15 protein-coding genes and 1 pseudogene are annotated in these 22,820 nt (G+C 73.4%); 12 read left to right on the forward strand and 4 right to left on the reverse strand.

All coding sequences use genetic code 11. The features are described 5' to 3' along the window. Positions 1 to 41 precede the first annotated feature (41 nt). The 6 genes and pseudogenes from HCC61_RS16805 (at position 42) to HCC61_RS16830 (ending at position 8,189) form a co-directional block, all read left to right on the forward strand. A complete protein-coding gene (locus HCC61_RS16805) occupies positions 42 to 1,577 on the forward strand; it encodes an aldehyde dehydrogenase family protein (RefSeq protein ID WP_206322590.1) in 1,536 nt (511 codons plus the stop codon). After that, the gene (locus tag HCC61_RS16810) at positions 1,570 to 3,423 is read left to right on the forward strand and encodes a thiamine pyrophosphate-binding protein (RefSeq protein WP_169136261.1); all 1,854 of its coding nucleotides are present in this window, start codon (positions 1,570 to 1,572) and stop codon (positions 3,421 to 3,423) included. The genes HCC61_RS16805 and HCC61_RS16810 overlap by 8 nt, the downstream gene beginning before the upstream one ends. Positions 3,424 to 3,541: 118 nt before the next feature. Beyond that, a pseudogene (locus HCC61_RS16815) lies at positions 3,542 to 4,270 on the forward strand (hypothetical protein); the annotation flags it as partial. Between the two features lie 305 nt (positions 4,271 to 4,575). Then, positions 4,576 to 5,325, forward strand: coding sequence for a DUF4166 domain-containing protein (locus tag HCC61_RS16820; protein WP_169136262.1), 750 nt, complete (start codon positions 4,576 to 4,578; stop codon positions 5,323 to 5,325). Beyond that, entirely contained in the window at positions 5,322 to 6,014 is a 693-nt protein-coding gene (locus tag HCC61_RS16825; protein ID WP_169136263.1) for a TetR/AcrR family transcriptional regulator, read from the forward strand. The genes HCC61_RS16820 and HCC61_RS16825 overlap by 4 nt, the downstream gene beginning before the upstream one ends. Before the next feature lie 78 nt (positions 6,015 to 6,092). Further along, the gene (locus HCC61_RS16830) at positions 6,093 to 8,189 is read left to right on the forward strand and encodes an aconitate hydratase (protein ID WP_169136264.1); all 2,097 of its coding nucleotides are present in this window, start codon (positions 6,093 to 6,095) and stop codon (positions 8,187 to 8,189) included. 148 nt (positions 8,190 to 8,337) lie between these two features. Here HCC61_RS16830 and HCC61_RS16835 read toward each other — a convergent pair whose 3' ends face one another. Next, complete coding sequence (locus HCC61_RS16835) at positions 8,338 to 9,588, reverse strand: aromatic acid exporter family protein (protein WP_169136265.1); 1,251 nt, start codon at positions 9,586 to 9,588, stop codon at positions 8,338 to 8,340. 236 nt (positions 9,589 to 9,824) lie between these two features. Beyond that, positions 9,825 to 13,622, reverse strand: coding sequence for a carboxylic acid reductase (car, locus tag HCC61_RS16840; protein WP_169136266.1), 3,798 nt, complete (start codon positions 13,620 to 13,622; stop codon positions 9,825 to 9,827). 372 nt (positions 13,623 to 13,994) lie between these two features. Between car and HCC61_RS16845 the strand changes: the two genes are divergently transcribed. The 6 genes from HCC61_RS16845 (at position 13,995) to HCC61_RS16870 (ending at position 19,903) form a co-directional block, all read left to right on the forward strand. After that, positions 13,995 to 14,951, forward strand: a complete 957-nt coding sequence (locus HCC61_RS16845; RefSeq protein ID WP_240969044.1) for an ABC transporter substrate-binding protein — start codon at positions 13,995 to 13,997, stop codon at positions 14,949 to 14,951. Positions 14,952 to 14,954: 3 nt separating this feature from the next. Beyond that, positions 14,955 to 15,872, forward strand: a complete 918-nt coding sequence (locus HCC61_RS16850) for an ABC transporter permease (RefSeq protein WP_346777239.1) — start codon at positions 14,955 to 14,957, stop codon at positions 15,870 to 15,872. Next, positions 15,869 to 16,693: an ABC transporter permease subunit gene (locus HCC61_RS16855; RefSeq protein WP_169136268.1), complete on the forward strand. Its 825-nt coding sequence runs from the start codon at positions 15,869 to 15,871 to the stop codon at positions 16,691 to 16,693. The genes HCC61_RS16850 and HCC61_RS16855 overlap by 4 nt, the downstream gene beginning before the upstream one ends. 124 nt (positions 16,694 to 16,817) lie before the next feature. Next, positions 16,818 to 18,608 carry a benzoylformate decarboxylase gene (gene mdlC, locus HCC61_RS16860; protein WP_169136269.1) on the forward strand — a complete coding sequence of 597 codons (1,791 nt, stop codon included), beginning with the start codon at positions 16,818 to 16,820 and terminating at the stop codon, positions 18,606 to 18,608. Positions 18,609 to 18,611: 3 nt separating this feature from the next. Beyond that, the gene (locus tag HCC61_RS16865) at positions 18,612 to 19,385 is read left to right on the forward strand and encodes an ABC transporter ATP-binding protein (RefSeq protein WP_169136270.1); all 774 of its coding nucleotides are present in this window, start codon (positions 18,612 to 18,614) and stop codon (positions 19,383 to 19,385) included. Then, a complete protein-coding gene (locus HCC61_RS16870; protein ID WP_169136271.1) occupies positions 19,382 to 19,903 on the forward strand; it encodes a GNAT family N-acetyltransferase in 522 nt (173 codons plus the stop codon). The genes HCC61_RS16865 and HCC61_RS16870 overlap by 4 nt, the downstream gene beginning before the upstream one ends. Positions 19,904 to 19,955: 52 nt before the next feature. On the opposite strand, the gene HCC61_RS16875 is transcribed toward HCC61_RS16870, so the two are convergent. Next, complete coding sequence (locus HCC61_RS16875; RefSeq protein ID WP_169136272.1) at positions 19,956 to 20,684, reverse strand: DUF899 family protein; 729 nt, start codon at positions 20,682 to 20,684, stop codon at positions 19,956 to 19,958. 239 nt (positions 20,685 to 20,923) lie between these two features. Further along, on the reverse strand, positions 20,924 to 22,759 hold the full coding sequence (locus HCC61_RS16880) for a sugar-binding protein (protein WP_346777240.1): 1,836 nt from the start codon (positions 22,757 to 22,759) through the stop codon (positions 20,924 to 20,926). Positions 22,760 to 22,820 lie beyond the last annotated feature (61 nt).

Raw genomic sequence — 22,820 nt, forward strand, 5'->3', positions numbered from 1 at the left:
GTTTCTGCTGATCAGAATGAGCTTCCGTGGAGGAGGCGGTCTTGTCAGCTTCAGAGCAGCGGGAAGAGCCGGAGGGGCCGGAGGGGCCGGAGCACGCCGAACGGTCCGTGGAGGCCGCGGCCGCCGCCGTCGCCGACCGGGAGTGGCGGCTCGTGGTGGGCGGGCGCCCACGGGCCGCGAGCGGCGGACGCACCTATGACGTCGAGTGCCCGGCCACCGAGACGGTGATCGCCGCCGCGCCCGACGCCACGGAGGACGACGCCGACGCCGTCGTACGCGCCGCGGAGGAGGCCGGCCCCGGCTGGCGCGCCCTCGACGTGCGCGAGCGCGGACGGAGACTGCGTGCGTTCGCGGAGGCGGTGCGCGCACACGCGGACGAGCTGGCACTGCTCGACGCGCTCGACTCCGGCAACCCCGTAACCGCGATGCGCACCGATGTGTCCTGGGGCGCCGAACTCCTGGATCTCTTCGCCGACTTCGCCTCGCACCTCGGCGGCGACACGATCCCCGCCACGCCGGAGAACCTGCACTTCACCAGGCGGCGTCCCTTCGGCGTCGTCGCCCGGATCGTGCCGTTCAACCATCCGGCCATGTTCGCCGCGGGCAAGGTGGCGGCGCCGCTGATGGCGGGCAACACCGTGGTGCTCAAGCCCTCCGAGATCACCCCGCTGTCCGCGCTGCGGCTGGCCGAGATCGCCGGAGAGGTACTGCCGCCGGGCGTCGTCTCCGTGGTCACCGGGGGCGGACCGGCCGCGTCCAGGGCGCTCGTGCGCCATCCGCTGGTGCGGCGCATCGGATTCATCGGCAGCGAACCCGTCGGCAGGATGATCCAGCGCGACGCCGCCGACTCCGGTGTGAAGGAGGTGAGCCTCGAACTCGGCGGGAAGAACGCGCTGATCGTCCTCCCCGACGCCGATCTGGAGGCGGCCGCCGCCGGCATCGTCGGCGGAATGAACTTCGCCTGGTCCGGTGGCCAGTCCTGCGGGTCCACGTCCCGCGTGCTGCTGCACGCCTCCGTCGCGGACGAGGTGCTGGGGATGGTGCGCGATCGGATCGCGGCCATCAGGATCGGCTCGCCCGTCGCCGCCGCCACGCAGATGGGACCGCTGGCCTCCAGGGCGCAGTACGAGAAGTCCCGCCGCTACACGGCGATCGCACTCGAGGAAGGCGCCACGCTCTTCCTCGGCGGAGACCGGCCGCGCGGCCCGGAGTTCGAGCGCGGGCACTATCTCCAACCGACGGTCTTCACGGGTGTGCGGCCCGGGATGCGCATCGCGCAGGAGGAGGTGTTCGGCCCGGTGATGTCCGTACTGACCTACACCGACACCGACGAAGCCGTGGAGATCGCCAACGGCGTCGACTACGGGCTGACCGCGAGCATCTGGACCCGCGACGTCTCCGCCGCGCTGTCCCTCGCCGAGCGCGTAGAGGCCGGCTACGTGTGGATCAACGGCTCCTCGCGGCACTTCTGGGGCGTCCCCTTCGGCGGTACGAAGGCCTCCGGCGTCGGCCGCGAGGAGAGCGTCGAGGAACTGCTCTCCTACACCGAGCTGAAGGCGGTGAACGTCTTTGTCTGAAGCGGGACTTGAGACGGAGGGCACCGGGCCGCGCCGTGGCGCGGACGTCGTCGTGGAGTGCCTCGCCGCGGAGGGGATCGGCCATGTCTTCGGGCTGCCCGGCACGACGGTGATGGACCTGATCGACGCGCTGGCCCGGCAGGACGCCGTGCGTTATCTCTCCACGCGGCACGAGCAGGTCGCCGGATTCATGGCGGACGGGTACTCGCGCGCCTCGCGGATCCCCGGCACTCCGGGTGCCCCGGGCACGGGTGCCGGCGGCGACGGGGGCGGGGGCGGCCTGGGCGTCTGCCTCGCCTCCCGCGGTCCGGGAGCGGCCAATCTCTCCATCGCCGTGCAGAACGCGCACGACGAGTCGGTGCCGGTGCTCGTACTCATCGGGCAGGTCCCCGGATCGGTGCGCGAGCGCCGTTCGTTCGAGGAGATGGACGTCGTCTCCGCCTTCCGCCCGTTCTGCAAGTGGGCCGTGGAGATCCACGACGGCGAGCGGATACCGGAGCTGCTCCAGCGGGCCGTACGCACGGCGTTGGGCGGCAGGCCGGGCCCGGTCGTGGTCTCGCTGCCGCTCGACGTTCTCCAGGCCCAGGTGTCGGCGCGGCCGGGCCCGCGAGTGCGCATCCGTCCGCCCGCACCCGACCCGGACGGCGTCGAGGAGGCGGCCCGGCTGCTGGCCGGGGCCGAACGCCCGGTGATCGTCGTCGGGGGCGGGGCGACGGGCGCCCCCGAGGCCCATCTCGCGCTCGCCGACGCCGCCGGGGCACCGCTGGTCACCACATGGCTGCGGAAGAACGCGGTGCCCAACTCCAGTCCGGCGTTCCTCGGGGCGCTCGGCTACGGCGCCCACGACGTGACGGACCGGCTCGTGCGCGAGGCGGACGTGGTGGTGGCTCTGGGCTGCCGCTTCTCCGAGTTCACCACCAAGCGGTGGACCCTGGTGCCGAGCGGGGCGGCGCTCGTGCACGCCGACATCGACCCGGAAGAGCTCGGCCGCGTCCATCCGCCGCGCGTGGGTCTCGTCTCCGACGCGGCCGCGGCGTCCCGTGCGCTCGCCGCCGCCGTCGGCGTGCTCGCCCAAGCATCCGGCGCCGCGGGCGACTTGGCGGCCCGGCGGGCGCAGCGCCGTGCGGACCTGCGCGAGGAGTTCGAGAAGGCGGCGGAACCGGCCGGGCTGCTCGGCGGGAGCGGCGGCCCGGCCGCCGACGGGGACGGCGGGCCCGTGGGCACCCGCGGCGAAGGTGAAGGCAAGGGCGAAGGCGATGGCGCCGCAGACGGCGGCACCGTGACGTCCCTCGCCCTGACCCGCGCCGTGCGGGGGCTCGCGGAACGCGAGGGCGTGGTCCTCGTCCAGGACGTGCACACCTTCGGGCCCTGGGTGCAGCGCCATGTGTCCTTCGACCGTCCGCACAGCTACTACGGCTCGGCGGGCGGCGCGATGGCATGGGGCTTCCCGGCGGCGATGGGCATGGCGACGGCGCGTCCCGGCGTACGGGTCGTGGCGCTGAGCGGCGACGGCAGCTTCTGGATGGTCGCCCAGGACTTCGAGACGTGCGTACGCGAGGACATCCCCGTGGTGAACGTCGTCGTCAACAACTTCTCCTACGGCAACACCCGCGACCGGCAGCGGTTCGCACACGGCGGCCGCTACTCCGGCGTCTTCCTCGGCAATCCCGACTTCGCCGCGTACGCACGGCTGCTGGGCGGCCACGGCGTGCGCGTCACCTCCGACGACGAGGTGCTGCCCGCGATCGAGGAGGCGCTGGCGCAGCCGGGGCCCGCGATCGTCGACATCGTGCAGAGCGAGACGGAGGGCCTGCCCGAAGGGCTGGAACCGCCCAAGGCCCGCTGAACAGGCGTCACTTCCGGACTCGACAGAACGACTTGAGCGAGTGCTCAAGTCGCGTGTACGGTCCTGTCCCACTGGATTTGAGCGGTCGCTCAAATCCGCCCGGGAAGGGGGACCTCTCATGGGGCGGCTGTACATCGAGACACACATCCGCGCCCGCGTCGGCACCGTCTGGGACCGCAGCCAGCAGCCGGACCAACACCGGCGCTGGGACCTGCGGTTCAGCGAGATCGACTATCTGCCGCGCGGGGACGGCGAGCCACAGCGCTTCCGGTACGCCACCCGCGTACTGCCGCTGGTGACGGTCCACGGCACCGGCGTCTCCGCCGGCGAGCGGCAACGCCCCGACGGCAGCGGCGTCTCGGCCCTGCGCTTCGCCTCCGCGCATCCCCTGTCGCTCATCGCCGAGGGCAGCGGTCACTGGCGCTACGTCCCGGACGGCGACGGGCTGCGCTTCCTCACCGGGTACGACTACCGGCCGCGCTGGGGCCTGTTCGGCCGGGCCGCCGACCGGCTGGTCTTCCGGCCGCTCATGGGCTGGGCGACGGCCTGGTCCTTCGACCGGCTGCGGCTGTGGTGCGAGCGGGACATCGCCCCCGAGCGGGCGCTGCGGCGCGCGGTCGCCGAGTCGTGCGTGCGGGCGAGTGCGGCGCTGGCCGCCGTGCTCGCCGCGGCACTCGTGGCCGCGGAGGGTCCCTCCCGCTTCGCCGGTGCGCCGGCGTTCGTGCATCCGGCCGCCGTGGGGCTCGCGTTCGTGACGGCGCTCGCCGTCGCGGTCGCCGCGGTGCTCGTGCCGCCGCGGGCCAACACGCCCGCCGCGCGCCGCTGTCTGCGACGGCCGCCCGAGCGTGCGTACGGCGGCGCGGCCGGTGCGTACGGCGGCGCGGCCGGTGCGCACGGCCCGGACCCCGCCGACCATGGGGGCGGCGCCCCGAACGACCGGCAGGGCCGGACGGAGCGGGATGACCGGCACGGCCGGGACTCTGCGGACCGCCGGGGCGGCGGCTGTGAGCGCTCGGACTCCGCCGACCATGGGGGCGGCGCCCCGAACGACCGGCAGGGCCGGACCGAGCGGGACGACCGGCACGCCCAGGACGACCGGACCGAGCGGGACGACCTGGACGTTCCCGCCCTACTCAGCACCCTGGAGCAGCCATGACAGCCACGGCCTCGATCTTCCAGCAGGCGCTCGGCCCCGACTTCGGCCGGCTCCATCCGCAGATCCGCCGCCGCTTCTCGGTCGGTCTCGCGAGCGGCGAGGCGTGCACCGGCAGCGGCACGATGAGCCGTATCTGGCACGGCCGCGGCTTCGTACGGCCGTTCCTCGCGCTCGGCGGCAGCCGCCACATCCTCGTGCCGCAGGCCGGCCGCGACATCCCCTTCACCATCGAGAACTTCCCGTACACCGACACGTACGGGCGGGAGACGGTCACCTTCGTGCGGACCTTCGCCTTTCCCCGGCGTACGCGATCCGGCCGTACGCGATCCCGGCGTACGCGATCCCGCCCTGCGAGTCCCCGCCGTACGCGCCGTTTCGACGCCACCATGGTCTTCAGCCGCGAGCGCGGCTGCATCGTCGACTACCTCGGCACGCACCAACACCTCGCCACCGACCTGCACTTGACGGCCGACGACGACGGCGCCCTCGTCATCCGCTCCGGCGAGCACCGCTTCCGGGAGGGTCCGGTCGACGTCAGGGTGCCGGAGCTGATCGGAGGAGACGCGGAGGTGCGCGAGTCCTACGACGACGCCGCGGGCCTCTTCCGCATCCAAGTCACCGTGCGGAACCGGAGGTTCGGTCCGCTCTTCGGCTACGAGGGCACCTTCTCGGCGGAGTTCTCCCCCGTGCGGGGGCGCGACGTGCCCACGGACCTGCGGCCGGTGCGCGAGGAGTCCAGGGCGTGAGCGCCGGCACCGCCACCAGGACGAAGCTGCTGGAGGCCGCCCTGCGCACGGTCACCGAGCAGGGTTACGCCAAGACCTCGGCGCGTGCCGTCGCGGCCGAGGCCGGGGTCAACCAGGCCCTGGTCTTCTACCACTTCGGCACCGTCGACGAACTCCTCTCCGCCGCCTGCCGGTTCGGCGCGGAGCAGTTGCTCGCGCGCTACCGCGAACGGCTCGCCCGCGTCGAGGACCTCCCCCGACTGCTGGAACTGGGCCGGGAGTTGCACAGCGAGCAACGCGCCGACGGCCAGGTCGCCGTACTCGCCCAGCTCCTCTCCGGCGCGCAGCGGCAACCGCGGCTCGCCCCCGCCACCGCCGCCGGACTCGGCCTGTGGATCCGGGAGATCGAGCAGGTGCTGGCGCGGGTGCTCGACGGGTCGCCGGTCGCCGAGTTCGTCGACGGCCCGGGTCTGGCACGGGCGGTCGCGGCCGGGTTCGTCGGCCTGGAGCTCTACGAGGGCGTCGACGAGGAGGGCGCGGGCCGCGCCCTCGACGCCCTGGAGCAGCTGGCCGGACTGGCGGGCGTGCTGGAGGAGCTGGGCCCGGTCGCCCAGCGGGCCGTACGGGCCAGGCTGCGCCGGGGCGCGGCCCGCCGGGACGAGCCGGAACGGCGCGCACGCCGGCCCCGCCCGGGAGGTGGCGGCGGGTAGGCGGACCGGCGCCGGGTACCCGTCGGCCTCCGGCACCGGTACCGATGCAACCGGCGCACAGCAGGAGGGAGCCCGGCCATGGCCAGCGCGGACGAAGAGGCGGTCACGACGGTCACGGGACGGGGGGCCCGGGGGACCGTGACGCAGCGTCTCATCCACGACCACTTGGTCGAGGGCGAGCCCGTGCCCGGCCGCGAGATCGGTCTGCGCGTCGACCAGACGCTGACTCAGGACGCCACCGGCACGCTGGTGATGCAGGAGCTGGAGGCGCTGGGCCTGGACCGGGTCCGCACGGAGGTCAGCGTCCAGTACGTCGACCACAACATCCTCCAGGCCGACGAGCGCAACGCCGAGGACCACGCTTTCCTGCGCTCCGCCGCCCGGCGCTTCGGCCTGTGGTACTCCAAGCCCGGCAACGGCGTCTCGCACCCCACGCACATGCAGCGCTTCGGCATCCCCGGCAGGACCCTCGCGGGCTCCGACTCCCATACGTGCGCGGCCGGTTCGCTGGGGATGCTCGCCATCGGCGTCGGCGGTCTGGAGGTGGCCCTGGCCATGGCGGGACGGCCGCTGTACGTGCGGACTCCGCAGATCTGGGGCGTACGCCTGACGGGCGAGCTGCCGCCGTGGGTCAGCGCGAAGGACGTCATCCTGGAGCTGCTGCGCCGACACGGCGTCAAGGGCGCCGTGGACCGCGTACTCGAATACCACGGGCCGGGCCTCGCCTCGCTGACGGCGATGGACCGTCATGTGATCGCCAACATGGGGGCGGAGCTGGGGGCCACCACGAGCGTCTTCCCGTCCGACGAGGCCGTGCGCGCGTTCCTTCGCTCGGAGGGACGGGAGGAGGACTTCGTGCCGCTCGCCGCCGAGCCCGGCGCCGTCTACGACCTGGACGAGGAGATCGACCTCTCCTCCCTCGAACCGCTCATCGCGCGGCCGTCGTCCCCCGGGAACGTCGTGCCCGTACGGGAGGTCGCCGGGCGCCCCGTGGACCAGTGCGTCATCGGCTCGTCGGCCAACCCCGGGCTGCGGGACTTCGCGGTGGCCGCCGCGATGGTCGCGGGACGGCGCACGGCCGACGGCGTCAGCCTCGACGTCAACCCGACGTCACGCGAGATCCTCCAGGACCTCACCCGCACGGGAGGCACCTTCGACCTTGTCGCCGCCGGGGCCCGGCTCCACCAGAGCGGCTGCCTGGGCTGCATCGGCATGGGGCAGGCGCCCGCGGTGGGACGCAACTCGCTGCGCACGTTCCCCCGCAACTTCCCCGGGCGTTCCGGCACGGAGGAGGACTCCGTGTGGCTCTGCTCCCCGGAGACCGCCGTCGCCTCCGCGCTCGCGGGCGTCATCACCGATCCCCGCGACTGGGCGGCCGACGCCGGCGCCGGGTTCCCGGCGCTGGAGCTTCCGGAGCTCGCGAGCGTCAACAGGGCGATGCTGGAGGCGCCGCTGCCCGCCGAGGAGGCGGCCGAAGTGAAGCTGGAGCGCGGGCCCAACGTCTCGGAGCTGCCCGTACTCGATCCGCTGCCGGACACGCTGGAGGGACCGGTGCTGCTGAAGGCCGGCGACGACGTGTCCACGGACGAGATCTCACCGGCGGGCGCCCGCGCCCTTCCGTACCGTTCGAACATCCCGAAGCTCGCCGAGTTCACCTTCACCCGCATCGACCCGGACTATCCGCGGCGCGCGGCGGAGGCGGCACGCGCGGACACGGGCAACGGGCACTTCGTCGTGGGCGGCGACAACTACGGGCAGGGCTCCTCGCGTGAGCACGCGGCGATCACGCCGCGCCATCTGGGGCTGCGGGCCGTCGTCGCCAGGTCGTTCGCCCGCATCCACTGGCAGAACCTCGTCAACTTCGGTGTCCTGCCTGTGGAGTTCGAGGACGGCGGCGACGCGGAGCGCATCCGCACGGGCGACGTGCTGCGGCTCGACGGACTGCACACGGCCCTCGGCACGGACGGGGACGAGGGCGCGGGCGGGGGCAACGGCGGGGGCAACGGCGGGGGCGCGGGCGCACGTATGCCCGGCGCGGGCCTGCGGTTGCGGAACGTCACACGCGACGAGGAGTACGCCGTGCGCCACCGGCTCTCCGCCCGGCAGCGGGCGATGGTGCTGGCGGGCGGGATCATCCCATCCCTGGCGACGGCGGGCGCGGGCACGGGCCGGTAGCGGGGGCCGGGCGCGCGGTCGGCTCGCGCGCGGTCGGCGGGCCCGCGGTCGGGCGCCCGGACGTTCCGGAGGGCGGACGCTCCGGAGGGCGGACGCACAAGCCGCCCGGAGCGGCGCTACGGGCAGGAGCCGGCGGGCCGTTGGCGTCTCAGTGGGCGCCCTCGCGCCGCCTCCGCGCCCTGCTCGGCACCGGAAGGTGCGCCCGTACGCTCCCCACGAGCTGAGCCAGCCGCCGGCCGTGCTCCGACGGCTCGCGCGTATAGCGGTCCAGCTCCTCCGCGAGCCGCGCCGAGCGCCGTTCCACGTCCAGCTCGTCCAGCATCCGGTCGACCTCGGCGAGCAGCGCGCCGTGCAGCTGCCACTGGCGCGGGTACCGCCGTACGCCCGCGAGCAGCAGCTCCGCCACGTGGTCCCGCGCCTCGCGGGCGGCGGCCAGCTCCTCCACCAGCCGTGCCTCCGCGGTGTCCGCGTCGGCGGTGACGTCGCTCGTGACGAGCACGGCGAACGCCTTGACCGCACCGGCCAGATGCTGGAAGAGCTCCTCCAGCGCGGCGGCCTCCCCCGGCGGGAAGAGCGGCTCGTTCTCCCGGCTCCTGGCGAGATCCGTCATCGTGCGTGCGGCGACGCGCAGCACCACCACGCAGATCTCCAGGGTGTCCAGGCCGGTGCGCAGCACGATGCGGGAGAGCAGCGCCTCCTTGACCCTCGGGTTGAGCTTCAGGCTCTCCTCCGCCTGCACCAGCGACGCGTCGACCTGCACGATGTCGTGGTCCAGGCGCCGGGCCTCCGCCAGCCGTGCCGCCGCGTCCTCGACGGGGGTGTGGCGGCCCAGTTCCTCGCCCACGCGCCGGATCAGGCTGCGCAGGCGGCCCGCGAGATCGTCGATGGCCTCGCTCGCGGAGCGGGTCCACACCGGCGGTACGAAGACCACGTTGAACAGCAGGCCCACCACCGCGCCGATGAGGGTCTCCAGTACGCGGTCCAGTGCGGTCTCGGCGACACGGGTCACGCTCACGCCCAGCACCAGCATCGCGCTGATCGCGACCTCCGGCACGAACTCCTTCACACGTACGAGATGACCGGCCGTCAGCGAGGCGAGGATCAGCACCCCCAGCGACCACCAGCTCAGGCCGACCAGGTTGCTGAAGCCGACGGCGACGAGCACCCCGGCCACCACGGCGTTCACGCGCCGGATGCCCCGGGTGAGCGTGGCGTAGAGGGTGACCTGGACGGTGAGGAGGGTGGTCAGCGGGGCGAGCAGCGGGACCTGGGCGTTGCTCAGCCACAGCGCGGCCAGGTAGCTGAGCACCGCTGCCGCCGTGGACCGGAGGGTCTGGGCGACCGCGGGCTCGTCGCGGCGCCGGGCGAGTTCGGCGAGGGGTTCGGGAACGGCCGGCACGCGCTGCCTTTTCCCGCTGCGGAACGGAAGCGGGCGCGACCGGGGCGTGTGCCACCCGTTCGGGACGGCGGCGGCAGCCGGACGAGGGTGCCGCCGCGCGCGGGCCCGCGCATCGGGCGCCCCGGGTGCGCGCCTCGCGTCCGCGTATGGGTCTCCCGCGCGGGATCCGCGCCCGGGCTGCCCGCCGCCCGGGCGCGGATCCGCTCATGCGGCGTGGCCGCTCGCCCTCCGCCGGGTCATATGAGCCCGAGGTGCCGCAGATCGGAGGCGTACTTGGCGACGAGCGACGGCCGGAGCCGGGGAACGGCACCGCCGTCGCCCACCTTCGCGTCCCGCACCGCGGCGGTGAAGCGCCCGGCCGGGACGCCCGCTCCGGCGACGGGCCGCATCGGCTCGCGGAAGGCGTCGAGCAGCGGCAGCAGGGAGCGCCGGCGCTGCTCCTCGGGCAGGCCGCGCAGCGCGGTCCCGAAACGCGAGAGCCATTCGCCGTAGTCGTCGATGTGCTGGACGGTCCGGCCGCCGTTCTCGGGCAGCTCGGGCAGCTCGGAGAGCCAGTCGGTGAGGACGTCGAGGGAGACGCCGTCGTCGTGCGGATTGACGACGTTGTACGTGTGGAAGCCGCCGTCCGTGAGCCGCTCGGCGAGCGCGGCGACGGCCTCGGCGGTGAAGTCCGCGGGCAGCCCGTCGAAGTGGGCACGCGGCCGCCCGTCACCGCCACCAACAGCGCCGCCGCCCTGGCTTCGGCCCTCGCCCCGGTAGAAGGAGCGGGGCGCGATCCCCGTCACGGCGAGGCTGAGCATCAGGCGGGTGAAGAGGTCGTCCACGTTCAGCTGCCCGCGGTAGCGGCTGTGCGCGAGGATCATGTCCGAGCGGAAGACGGCGCAGGGCAGCCCGTACCTCTCGTGCGCCTCCCGCAGCAGCACCTCGCCCGCCCATTTGCTCGTGCCGTAACCGCCGGCGTACGAGGCGTCGAGGGGGCGTGCGGGCACGGCCGTGCGGATGTCGGCATCCTCCGTGAGGGGAGCCGGCAGCCCCGTGCCGGCGGCCAGGCTGGAGAGGAAGACGAAGGGCTTGATCCGGGCGGTGAGCGCGAGCCGGATCAGCTCGGCGGTGCCGGCCACATTGGGGCCGAAGAGCTGGCCGTACGGCAGCACATGGTTGACGAGGGCCGCCGGGTGCACGACGAGGTCGACGTCGGCGGCGAGCCGTCCCCAAGTCGCCCCGCTCAGGCCCAGACCGGGCTCGGCGATGTCGCCCGCCAGCACCTCCATGCGTCCGGCGGCGGTCAACTGCCGGTAGTGCGCGAGCAGTTCGGGGTCACCGCTGTCGAACGCCGCGTCCAGCCGACGGTGTGCGGCCTCGTCGCTGCCGCCGCGCACGACGCAGATCAGCGTGCCGTCCCGCTCCGTCAGCCGTTGCAGCCATTCCAGGCAGAGGAACCTGCCGAGGTAGCCGTTGGCGCCGGTCAGCAGAACCGTGCGTACGGAACCGTCCGGCGGGGCGTGCCGCAGCGCACGGGCCTCGCCGAGCACCCGGGCGTCCATGAACTTCTCCAACGAGAGGTCCCCGGCGCGCACTTCACGTATCTCTCCGGCGTCCGCCGACCGCTCCCCGTCGGCTGTCGCGGCGTCCGCGCCGTGCACGGCGGTGAAGTCGGCACGGTCGGGGCCGGAGGCGGCGAGCCGCGACTCGACGTACTCCGCGAGCCCGCGCAGATCGGTCGCGGGCCCGGTGACGACGCCGACCGGCACCTCCACCCCGTAGATCCGGTGCAGCAGCCGGGAGAGGGCCAGCGCGGAGAGCGAGTCGCCGCCGAGGCCGGTGAACCGGGCCCGCAGGTCCACTTCGGTGTACGGGCAGCCCAGCAGGCTCCCCACCGCACGGGCGACGGTCTCCGGCACGGGCCGGTCGCGGCCGTCGCGGTGCAGGGCGCTCAGCTCCTCCGACTGCCGGGCGGCGATCTCCGCGTACAGCTGCTCCAGGCGTGGCCCGTAGCGTGCCTCGGCGACGGGCCGCGCCAGCTTGCCGGCCTCGGTGAGCAGTCCGCTGCCGATGCCGAAGGGCTCGGTCTCGACGATGAAGTCACGTGGGATCTCATAGGAGTTGAGGCCCGCCTCCCCGGCGGTCCGCCGGATCTCCGCGCCGAGCGAGGACTTGAGCGCGTCCGGGTCGTTCCCCGCCCGCCCGGTCGCGTCGGGCGTGGGCACGACCACGGCCAGCAGATGGGAGCGCTCACTGCTTCCGTGGACGAAGACCTGCCGTATCAGCGGGCTGCCCGCGAAGACCGTCTCCAGCCTGGAGAGCGCCACCAACTCGCCCTGGGACAGCTTCAGTACGTTCTTCGTGCGGTCCACGTAGACGAACTCGCCGGGCCCCGTCCGCGCCATGATGTCGCCGGTCCTGTAGAAGCCGTCCTCGTCGAAGGCCGCAGCGGTCGCCTCCGGCCGCTTGTAGTAGCCGGCCATGATCATCTCGGTCTTGATGCGCAACTCGCCCCGCGGATAAGGGGAGTCGGTGCTGAAGTAGCCCAACTCCGGTACGTCCGCGAGCTTGTGGGCGACGACCGGGGGAGCCAGCCGGTGCCCGGTGGTGATCATCCCGGCCTCCGTGGCGCCGTAGCCGTCCAGCGGCTTCAGCTCAAGACACTCCTCCAGGAACGCCGCCGTCTCCGCGTCCAGCGGGGCGCTGCCGCACATGACGCGCACGATCCGGCCGCCGAGCACCTTCTCCCGCCACTCGGTGCGCACCTCCGCGGCGACTGCCGCGGGCGTGCCGGCGCCGTCGGCCACGCGGCGGTCGACCTCCGACCGGTACTGCTGGAAGACCATCTCGGAGACGCGGGGCACCAGCATCAGATCGGTGGGGCGTGCCAGCGCCATGTCCTCGAAGAGGGCCGACAGGTCGCTGCGGGCGGTGAAGTGGACCGTGCCGCCCGCGCTGAGCGTGCTGAACAGCATGTAGCGGCCCGCGAGATGGCTCATGGGCAGGTAGTCGAGCGTGATGACGGGGGTGTCGGCCGTACGCCACGAGGCGCCCCACAGATAGGTGGCCAGCCGCTGGGTGTACATCGCGCCCTTGGGCGCGCCGGTGCTTCCCGAGGTGTAGAGCAGCGAGGTCAGCGAGCCCTCGCCGGCGGTGGTGCACAGCGGTGCGGGCGGCAGCGAACGACCGTGTTCCAGCACGGAGTTCAGCGTGTCGAGTGCGATGTGGGAGCCGGCCGCGGCAAGGCGCCGCGCCGCGGCCTCGTACCGTTCGCGGTGCTCGTCCACGCCCGGCTCGCAGTCGAAGACGACGATCCGGCGCAGCGGCCCGCCGGCACCGTCCCCGTGACCATCGTCCCCGTGACCACCGGCCCCGTGCTCGTCCCCGTGACCACCGTCCCCTTGAGCACCGTCCGTCTCGCCGAGCGCCAACTCCACTGCGGTGTCGAGGAGTTCGAGACTCGTCGCGAGGACGCGCGGAGCCGTCTCCGCGACGATCGGTGCGAGGACGGCGACTCCGGCGCCCGCGTGCAACGGTACGGAGACCAGACCGAGGTGGACGCAAGCGAGGTCGACGGTCGCGTAGTCGCCGCTGGTGAAGCCGAGCGTGCAGACGAAGTCCCCGGCCGAGACCGGGGATTCGGGGTGGGAGGCCAACTCGTTCGCGAGCGCCTGTATGCGGGCGCGCACCTGGCGGTAGGTGACGGTACGGAACTCCGGCAGCAGCGTGAGGACCGTGCGGCCGGTGCGCGGGTCCGTCACCGGCCTTCTCGCACGTTCGGCGAACGCGGGACGGTCGGCGTAGCCCTCCAGCACCGTCTCCATGATCCGTCGAAGCCCGATGCCCGGCTTCCGTATCGCGTCGGTGACCTCGTCCAGCGGCCGGGCGTCCCTGAACTGCCGGTCGGTTGCGTACAGTTCGGCGGTCCGGCGCTGCGCCGCCGAGGGGGCCGTGGGCGTGGGCGTGGGCGAATCGTGCGGGGTGCCGCCGCCCCCGCCCTCACCGCCCTCTCCGCCGCCGTCCTCGCTTCCGGATCGCGCGTTCACTGCCATTGCGTCTCCTGTTCGCTCCGACTGCGGAGTGCCGTTCGGAAGCGCGAACCCTACGCACGGGGGCCTATGGAGTGGCCTGCGCAGTCAAAGGGGTGCGCACCGGGTTGCGTGCCCTCACCAAACACCGGTGCACACCCGCGCCGTAGAGCGGTTCCCTCCCAGCACCTGACGGCGTCCACGTTCGGTCTCGCTCAGCCGCATGCCCGGCTCGGTCGTCACCCCCGGCGGTCGGGGGCACGGGTCCGCCCCGACGCCCCCGACCGCGCGCCCCGCAGACGCTGTTCCATGCCGCGCCCGCCGTGCAGTAGCTTGCTGATTATGCGTATAAGCCTGCAACTCCCGTATGTCACAGGCAAATCGGTCGCATGCACATTGGTCGCGTTATCACTGGTCGGGGCGGTCACGGGCTGCGGGGGCCAGTCGTCCTCCTCGTCCGGCGACAAGAACGGGCCGGAGAAGCAGACGATCACCGTCGCCGGGCTCCCGCTGGCCGACGTCGCGGGTCTGCATATCGCCCAGCAGCGCAAGCTCTTCGCCGAGGAGGGCCTGACGGTCCGCATCCAGCCCGTGCAGCAGAGCATCCAGGCACTGCCCGCGCTCGCCAAGGGCCAGGTCGACGTCGTCGCGGGCGCCAACTACGTGACGCTGCTCCAGGCCCAGGAGAAGGGCACCCTGAGTCCGGTCGCCCTCGCCGACGGAGCGACGCTCTCGCGGCGGATGATGGGCGTACTGGCGATGCCCGGCTCCGGCATCGACAAGGCGGAGGACCTGAGAGGCAAGAAGGTCGCCGTCAACATCCTCCACAACATCCAGTCCCTCACGCTGGACACCGTCGTCACCGACCGCACCGGGGACGAGCGCAGCGGCATCGCGTACCGGCAGATCCCCTTCCCGCAGATGGGCGTCGCGCTGGAGAAGGGGCAGGTCGACGCCGCACATGTCGCGGAGCCGTTCCTGACCGACATCAAGCGGAAGCTCGGCGCGCGGCTCGTGACCGACGGCGGCGGGGGACAGGTGGCCGGGCTGCCGATCAGCGGCTATGTGACGACGCGGAAGTTCGCGGACAAGTACCCGCGCACGTCCGCCGCCTTCCAGCGGGCCGTCGCCAAGGGCCAGAAGATCGCGGCTGCGGACCGCGCCGACGTCGAGAAGGTCCTGCCCGGTTACGCACGCATCGACGCGAAGACCGCCTCGCGCATCGGACTGCCCGGATATCCCGTCGCCAACAGCGAGAAGCGGATCGGCCGCCTGTCCGCCCTGATGAAGGACGCGGGACTGCTGAAGAAGGAGCCCCGCACCGGCGGGTTCTTCTTCACGGGGAAGTCGTGACGCGTGACGCGTCCCAGCGAGGAAGCCGTGCCGCGCCGTGATCCACGCCTCCCGCGCGCGGCCCGCCTGCTTCGCCATGAGCGTCTGCTTCGCCATGAGCGCCTGCCTCGCAGTGAGCGTCCGCCTCGCCGTGCGCGTCTGCCGCGTCCGCCGGCGGGACTGCTGCCGGGCGCCGCGGGCATCGCCGCCGTCGTGCTCGTCTTCGAGGTGCTCGGACGGGCCGGAATCGTCAACCGGGCCTATCTGCCGCCGGCTTCGTCGGTGCTGGTCCGGTCGGCGGCGCTGGCCGGCGACCCGGTGTTCCTCCAGGGCCTGCTGGCGACGCTCGTGGCATGGGGCGCGGGGCTCGGCATCGCGTGCGCCGTCGCCGTACCGCTCGGGCTGCTGCTCGGCAGCGTGCCGCTGGTCGACACCGCGGTACGGGCCGTCGTGGAGTTCCTCCGCCCGATCCCGTCCGTCGCGCTGATACCGCTCGTATCGCTGCTGCTGGGCACCGGCACGGAGATGAAGGTCGTGCTGATCGCCTACGCGTGCGTGTGGCCGGTGCTCTTCAACACCGTCTACGGACTCGGCGAGACGGACCCCGTCGCCGAAGAGACCCTGCGCGCCTACGGCTTCGGCAGGCTGCAAGTGCTGCTGCGGGTCGGGCTGCCGTCCACGGCTCCGTTCGTCGCGGCCGGGATACGGATCGCGGCAGCCGTCGCGTTCATCCTCGCCGTGGCCACGGAGATCATCGCGGGCTTCGGCGACGGACTGGGCATCTTCATCGCGCAGGCCGCCACCGCCACCGACGGCGTACGTGACGTGCTCGCCGGGGTCGTGTGGGCGGGCGCGCTGGGGCTCGCGGTCAACCAGGCGCTCGTCGCGGCCGAGCGCCGGCTCTTCCCCTGGGCTCCTGAGCACCGCGGGCGCACGCGATGAGCGGCGCCGGCGGCAGCGCGCGCGACCCGCTGCGCGGACTCCTGCTGCACTGGGGCGTGTTCGCCGCCGCGGTCGCGCTCTGGCAGTGGGCCGCGCAGGCACACGCCAGTGTCTACTTCCCCCCTCCGACGCGGATCGCGGCACACGTGCACCAGCTGTGGTTCTCCGGACCTCCCGCCCGGCTCTTCCTCACGGGCGAGGCGCTGACTGGGATCCTCCCGAGCCTGGGCCGGCTGGCCGCGGGCTTCGCCGTCGCCTCCGTCTGCGGGATCGTGCTCGGTCTCGCGCTGGGGCGGTCCGCACGGGTCTACGCCGTGCTCGACCCGGTGCTCCAGTTCGCCAGGGCCGTGCCGCCGCCCGCCCTCGTCCCCGTCTTCGTCGTCCTCTTCGACTTCGGGACGCCCATGCAGCTCGCGTCGATCGTCTTCAGCGCCGTATGGCCCGTGCTCATCAACACGGCGCAGGGCGTACGCGACGTGGAGCCGCTGCACTTGGACACGGCACGGGTGCTCGGACTGGGCCCGGCCGACAGGGTGTCGCTGCTGCTCCTGCCGGCCGCGGCTCCGAAGATCTTCGCGGGCCTGCGGCTCAGCCTGTCGCTCTCCCTGATCCTCACGGTCTTCTCCGAGCTGCTGCCGGGCACCGAGAACGGCATCGGATTCCAGCTCACGGAGGCGCAGACCCGGTTCGACCTGCTGACCGTCTGGGCGGTCGTCGCACTCCTCGGGCTGCTGGGCAATCTCCTCAACGCGGGCCTGCTGGCCGCCGAGCGGCGCCTGCTGGCGTGGCACCGCGCAACACGCGGGGCGGCCCGGCCATGACCGCGACCGACCCCGACCGACCCCGTGGGCCCCGGCCTCCCCGCGGCCCCCAGCCCCTGACCGCCACGACCCCGAACTCCCGCTCCTGGCCCGCCGAACCACGACCTTGCGGAGGTGCCCGACGATGACCGACAGCGAAACGCAGGCACGCACACGGCCCGGGAAGCCCGCCGAGGCCGCCCAACCCGCCGAGCCCGCCGAGCCCGCCCAACCCGTCCAACCCGACGGGCCCGCCGGGCCCGAGGCCCCCGGCGTGACGGTCCGCGAGGCCGTGTTCGAGCTGTGCCGCCGCACCGGCATGACGACCGTCTTCGGCAACCCGGGCTCGACCGAGCTGCGCATGTTCCGCGACTGGCCGCGCGACTTCCGCTACGTCCTCGGGCTACAGGAGTCGACCGCCGTCGCCATGGCCGCCGGGCACGCCCTCGGCACCGGCAGTGCGGCGCTCGTGTCGCTGCACTCCGCGGGCGGCGTGGGCCACTCGCTGGGCGCCGTCTTCAACGCCTACCGGGACCGGGTGCCCGTCGTGATCGTCGCCGGACAGCAGTCCCGCGCCCTTCTCCCCACCCACCCGTTCCTCGGCGCCGACGAGCCCGCCATGTTCCCCCGCCCGTACGTCAAATGGAGCCGCCAGCCCGAGCGCGCCGAGGACGTGCCCGCCGCCCTGGCCGAGGCCCACCGGGTCGCCATGACCCATCCCCGCGGTCCCGTCTTCCTCTCCGTGCCGGAGGACGACTGGGACGCCGGGCCCGTGCCGTACGTCGCCCCGAGACAGTTGCGGGACGGCTTCGTCGCCGAGCCGTCCGCGCTCGCCGAGCTCGCCGCGCGCCTCGACACCGCGACCGCGCCCGCGCTCGTGATCGGCCCCGGCGTGGAGGACGACTGCGCCCTCGAAGAGGTCGTCGCCCTCGCCGAACGGCTGCGTGCCGCCGCGTGGATCTCCCCGCTCTCCGGACGCTCCGGCTTCCCCGAGACCCATCCGCTCTTCCAGGGCTTCCTGCCGCCCGTACCGGAGCAGCTCGCCGCCAGGCTCGGCGCGTACGACGTGGTGATCGCGATCGGCGCCCCGCTGTTCACGTACCACGTCCAGGGCCCCGGCCCTCATCTGCCGGACGGGACCGAGCTGTTCCACCTGGACTGCGATCCGGAGCAGGCCGCCTGGCTGCCCGTCGGCACCAGCGTGCTCACGACGGTACGAGCCGGAGTACGCGCCCTCACCGGGCTCGTCGCCCGCTCCGACCGCGAGCCGCCGCCCGTGCGCAGCTCCCCGCCGCCGGCCCCCGCCGGGAACCCGATCGCGCCCGCACTCGTCATGGACCTGCTGCGGCGCACGCTGCCGGACGGCACCGTGATCGTCGAGGAGACGCCCAGCCACCGGGCGACCCTCCACGAGCGGCTGCCGGTGACCCGCGCGGGAGGCTTTCTGACCACCGGCAGCGGGGCGCTCGGCTGGGGCCTGCCGCTGGCCGTGGGCCGCGCCCTCGCCGACACCGAGAAGGAGCCCCCGGGCGACGAGGGCACGAGGGGCGGCAGCCGCGCGGACGGACCGGAGCGGGTCGTGTGCGTCGTCGGTGACGGCTCCGCCCTCTACTCCGTACAGGCCCTGTGGACGGCCGCCCGCCACCACGCCCCGGTGACCTATGTGCTGCTGGACAACCGCGGCTACGAGGCGGTCAGATCGCTCGGCCGCCGCATCGGCATCGACGCAGTCCCCGGCACCGGCATCGAGGGCATCGACTTCGCCGCGCTGGCCTCGTCGCTCGGCTGTCCCGCCGACCGCGTCGAGACCGCCGACGCGCTCCCCGCGGCCCTCGCGCACGCTCTCGCCCCGGAAGGCGGCGGGCCCGCCCTCCTCGAAGTACGCGTGGGCGACGAGGAGTCGGCGCTTTACGGCCCCGAGCCGTGGGCGCGGTGACCCGTGCTCGTCATCGAGGACCTCAGCCACTCCTACGGCGGCCACCCGGCCCTCCGGGACGTCGGACTCACCGTCCCCGACGGCCAGTTGCTCTCCATCGTCGGGCCGTCGGGCTGCGGCAAGTCGACGCTGCTGCGCTGCGTCGCCGGGCTGACACGGGCGGAGTCGGGCCGCATCACGGTCGACGGCACGATCGTCGACGGCGTACCGGACGGCCTCGCCGTGGTCTTCCAGGACTACAGCCGCTCGCTGCTGCCCTGGCTGTCCGCCGCGCAGAACGTCGCCCTGCCGCTCCGCCGAAGCGTGGCCTCCCGCAAGGAGCGCAGGGAGACGGCGGCCCGGATGCTCGAACTCGTCGGCCTCCCCGACGCGGCACGCAGACACCCCTGGCAGCTCTCCGGCGGAATGCAGCAACGCGTCGCCATCGCAAGGGCGTTGGCGTGCGGTCCTTCGCTGCTGCTGATGGACGAGCCGTTCGGATCGGTGGACGCGCAGACCCGTGAGGAGCTGGAGGACCTGCTGCTGGCCGTGCGCGACGCGGAGGGCGCGACGATCCTCGTGGTCACCCACGACGTCGACGAGAGCGTCTACATCGGCGACCGAGTCGTCGTACTGTCACCGCGCCCCGGTACCGTACGCTCCGACCTCCCCGTGGACCTGCCCCGCAGCCGCGACCAGATCGCCACGCGACGGCTCCCCGAGTTCGTCGAACTCCGCACGGAGGTCAGCCGCCAGGTCCGCCGCCCCGCGGCCGCACCAGCGAAGGACCCGCCATGACAGACGTCTCCGTACGCCCGGTGCGGGCCGCAGACCATCCCACGGTCGAGCGGCTGTGGCTGATGTTCCGGCACGACATGTCGGAGTTCCAGGGCGGGCTGCCCGCCCCGGACGGCACCTTCCGCAGCGACCGGCTCCTTGCGGCGCTCACCGACGGCGCCGACTGGGCTCCGTACCTGCTGACGAGTGGCGAGCATCCGGTCGGCATCGCGTTCGTACGTGCCCTCACCGCGCCGGTACGGGTGCTGAACACCTTCTTCGTGGTGCGCGCCGCACGCCGAACGGGCATGGGACTGCGGGCCGTCCGGCAGGTCGTGTCCCGGCACCCGGGACCGTGGGAGGTCGCCTTCCAGGACGCGAACCCGGCCGCGGTCCGCTTCTGGCGCCGCGCCGTGACGGAGATCGCCGGCGACGACTGGTCCGAGGAACGCAGACCGGTCCCGGGCCGCCCCGATCTGCCGCCCGACGTCTGGATCTCCTTCGACGCGGGTGGGACACGGGACGGGAACGGCCGTTGACGGCACGGGCGGCGGCGGACGCCGCCCCGCACGGGGACGGGAGCCGGACTCGTCAGCTTCCGTAGCCGAGGGCCGGATACCAGTCGCCACGGCCCGCGCGGGTGAGGTCGAGGACGTGCCACACAGGGCTCAGCAGGTCGATGCCGCGCTCCGCGATGTCGTCGGACATCCGCGGGTGCACCGAGTAGACGTGACGCACCGGTCCTTCGCCCGCGCCTTCGGCGGGAGATCCGGAGCCGTCGCGCGTGGAGGCGTCACGCGTGAAGACCGACACCGTCGAGTCCTGGCCGCCCTCCGCGTCCTCGCTGCCCAGGTCGTACTTGAAGGTGCTCTCACCGGCGCTCAGCAGACGCAGATTCGCCCACCCCCGGTCACGGGCGTGCGCGCGGAGCTCGGGCAGTCCGGCCGCGGCGACGACCGCGAAGTCGACGTTCTGCGCGATGTGCCGGGCCACGCCGTTGAAGCCGTCCACCCACATCGTGCACATCGGGCACGGCTCGGTCTGCGCCTTGCCGTACATCAAGTGGTAGACGACCAGTTCACGTCCGGGCCCGGTGAACAGCCCACTCAGGCGCACGGTCCGCGCGGGCGAGTCGCCCTCGTCCAGATCGGCCGGGCCCTCCTCCAACTCGTAGTCCTCGACGAGGGGTCCGGGCGGCAGCCGGCGACGCCGCTCGGCGACGCGTTCGCCCTGCCGCATCAGCTCGATCTCGGCCTGCCGCAGCTCCTCGCGGGCGGCGGCGTGCTCGGGCGACTCTCCGGTGAGATTGGTCTGACGCATCGCTGTCCCCGCTTCCCGGCTCGTCTGCCGCCCGGTGGCCGCAGTCTGCTACGGCCCACACCGTACGTCCGCGTGCGGCGCCCGCCCTGCACCGAAACGACCCGGAAGATCCGGAGGCCAAGTGCCGCGAGCCCTGCGGCAGTTCGGCCCCTGTGCCCGTGACGCCCCACTCCGGCGACCGGCTCCGGCAACCGACTCCCGCGCCCCGGCTCTCGCACCCGGGCGCCCGGCGTCGGACGTCAGCTGCGGCAGGGGCGCGGTCCTCCTGCGAGCGGCACGCCCGTGCGGCGGGCCTGGGCGACGGACGCGGCGGAGTCCTCGCTGCGCGCCGCCTCGGTCGGGATCTCGGGGTCGGCCGGGTCCGTGGGGCGGTCCGCGGGCGGCGTGTACCCCTCCAGGCGTGCGGTGCCCCAGACGTACGGATCGGCCTGCGCGCTGCCGAACGGCGACCAAGCGAGCCGCGTCTGACCGGTCTTGTCGTCGGTGTCGGAGTCGTAGACGAGGACGTTCACCGCGAACCGCTCGGGATCCGCGGCGGCCGGCAGCTCCCCGAGCGGGATCCTCGCCTCGACCGTGTAGCCCCGGTACGGGTCGCCCACCTTCGCCGCGACGCGCATTCCGGGCGCGGTCTTCGCGGCGGGCCCCTGGCGGTTGTCGGCGTCCCGCTCGGCGGCCGGGCCGCCGTCGCCGGCCGTGAACGGGAAGATGCCGGTCTTGAACGTGGTGGAGGTGTCGTCCCCGTCACCGCGCGGATCGAGCGCGATCTCGACGGAGTCGGTGCGCCAGTGCCTCTTCGCGTCGTCCTGCCCGAGGGCGGTCCCAGCCCGGTCGTCCACGACCGTGACCAGCACGAACAGGTCGTCACCGTGCCGGGACAGCTTCGCAGTCGCCGAGCAGTCGGCGTCCGGCACCTCGTCGCCCTCCCAGTGCCGCAGTCGCAACTCCGGCCCCGGGTACTCGCCTTCGCCCTCGACGCCGTTCAGCACGGGCGCGACGGCGACCTCGGGGACGGTCGTGGACGGCGCGGCCGGGTAGTCGGGCTGCGCGGCGTTGGCCAGCCACGGCAGGCCCACCTTCCGCGTCCACGCGCTGAACTCGGCGTACAGCGGCCGCAGTTCCTCCTGCTCGCGCACCCGCGCCCGTACGATCTCGCCCCGCTCCACCAGCACGCTGAACCAGTCCGAGTCCAGCTTCTCGGGGTCCGTGGGCACCTCGGGCGGCTGCGCGGCCCATCCCTGGGTGCGGTACATGCGCGACGCGTCCCGCTCGACCTGCGCCCAGGTCTTGCCGTGCCGCCGCGAGACGTGACCCGACCAGAAGCCGAGTACGGGCAGGCCGGTGTCGGGGTCGGTGCGGTGCTTCTCGGGCGCGTCCGGGCCGAGGAGATCCGAGAAGCTGTCGTTCTGGGAGAGCAGCCGGCGAGGCCGCCACGGCCTCAGACCCTCGCACGTCAACTGGTCCGGGAACGCCGTCACATCACCGGCCAGGAAGAACGCCTCGATCGCCAGCCGCGCCGACATCTGGTGCCCGCCGTGCTGGTTGAACGGGCGCGGATCCATCGTCACGACGGTGTGCGGCGTGATCATGCGGAACAGCCGGACGATGCGCTCCAGCGTGTCCTGCTCGTGCCAGATCCGCTCGGTCAGCGGTGCGGACAGCGTGTACCAGAAGTCCGGCTTGTCGAGGTAGAAGATGTTCTCGATGCCCGCGAGCGCGGTCGCGGAACGCTCCTCGTCCTCGCGCAGCATGCCCAGCGGCGCGCCCTCCTCGGGGCCGACCGCGTTGCCGCCGCCCTCACCCCGGGTGATGGTGACGACTCCCGTACGCACCCCGCGGCGCTCGTGCCACAGGCCGAACGTCGACAGACTGCCCGCCTCGTCGTCGGGGTGCGCGCTCACGAACAGCACGTCGTGGTGGGCGGGTCCGTGGCGGCCGCCGGGCTTGCGCCGCTCGTCCGCTCGCGCGGCCGGTGTGCCCGCCGCGTACGCCGCGCCCACCAGGCCGGAGGCCATGGCGGCCGTCACGCGCCGCCGGGAGGGCCCCGCCGCGCCGGATTTCCCGCTCGATTCGACCACGATGCAAACCGCCCTTTCCCGCCCACGGGCCTGAGACCTGCCGACCGTAACTCTTCGTCAA

It is taken from the genome of Streptomyces sp. HNM0575 (assembly GCF_012726265.1).
Classification (GTDB): domain Bacteria; phylum Actinomycetota; class Actinomycetes; order Streptomycetales; family Streptomycetaceae; genus Streptomyces.

What these genes read in the sequence shown, in the direction of transcription:
- HCC61_RS16855 (WP_169136268.1), top strand. Translation starts at nt 15,869, where the DNA reads ATGAGCGGCGCCGGCGGCAGCGCGCGCGACCCGCTGCGCGGACTCCTG.
- HCC61_RS16830 (WP_169136264.1), top strand. Translation starts at nt 6,093, where the DNA reads ATGGCCAGCGCGGACGAAGAGGCGGTCACGACGGTCACGGGACGGGGG.
- HCC61_RS16870 (WP_169136271.1), top strand. Translation starts at nt 19,382, where the DNA reads ATGACAGACGTCTCCGTACGCCCGGTGCGGGCCGCAGACCATCCCACG.
- HCC61_RS16875 (WP_169136272.1), bottom strand. Translation starts at nt 20,684, where the DNA reads ATGCGTCAGACCAATCTCACCGGAGAGTCGCCCGAGCACGCCGCCGCC.
- car (WP_169136266.1), bottom strand. Translation starts at nt 13,622, where the DNA reads ATGGCAGTGAACGCGCGATCCGGAAGCGAGGACGGCGGCGGAGAGGGC.
- HCC61_RS16820 (WP_169136262.1), top strand. Translation starts at nt 4,576, where the DNA reads ATGACAGCCACGGCCTCGATCTTCCAGCAGGCGCTCGGCCCCGACTTC.
- mdlC (WP_169136269.1), top strand. Translation starts at nt 16,818, where the DNA reads ATGACCGACAGCGAAACGCAGGCACGCACACGGCCCGGGAAGCCCGCC.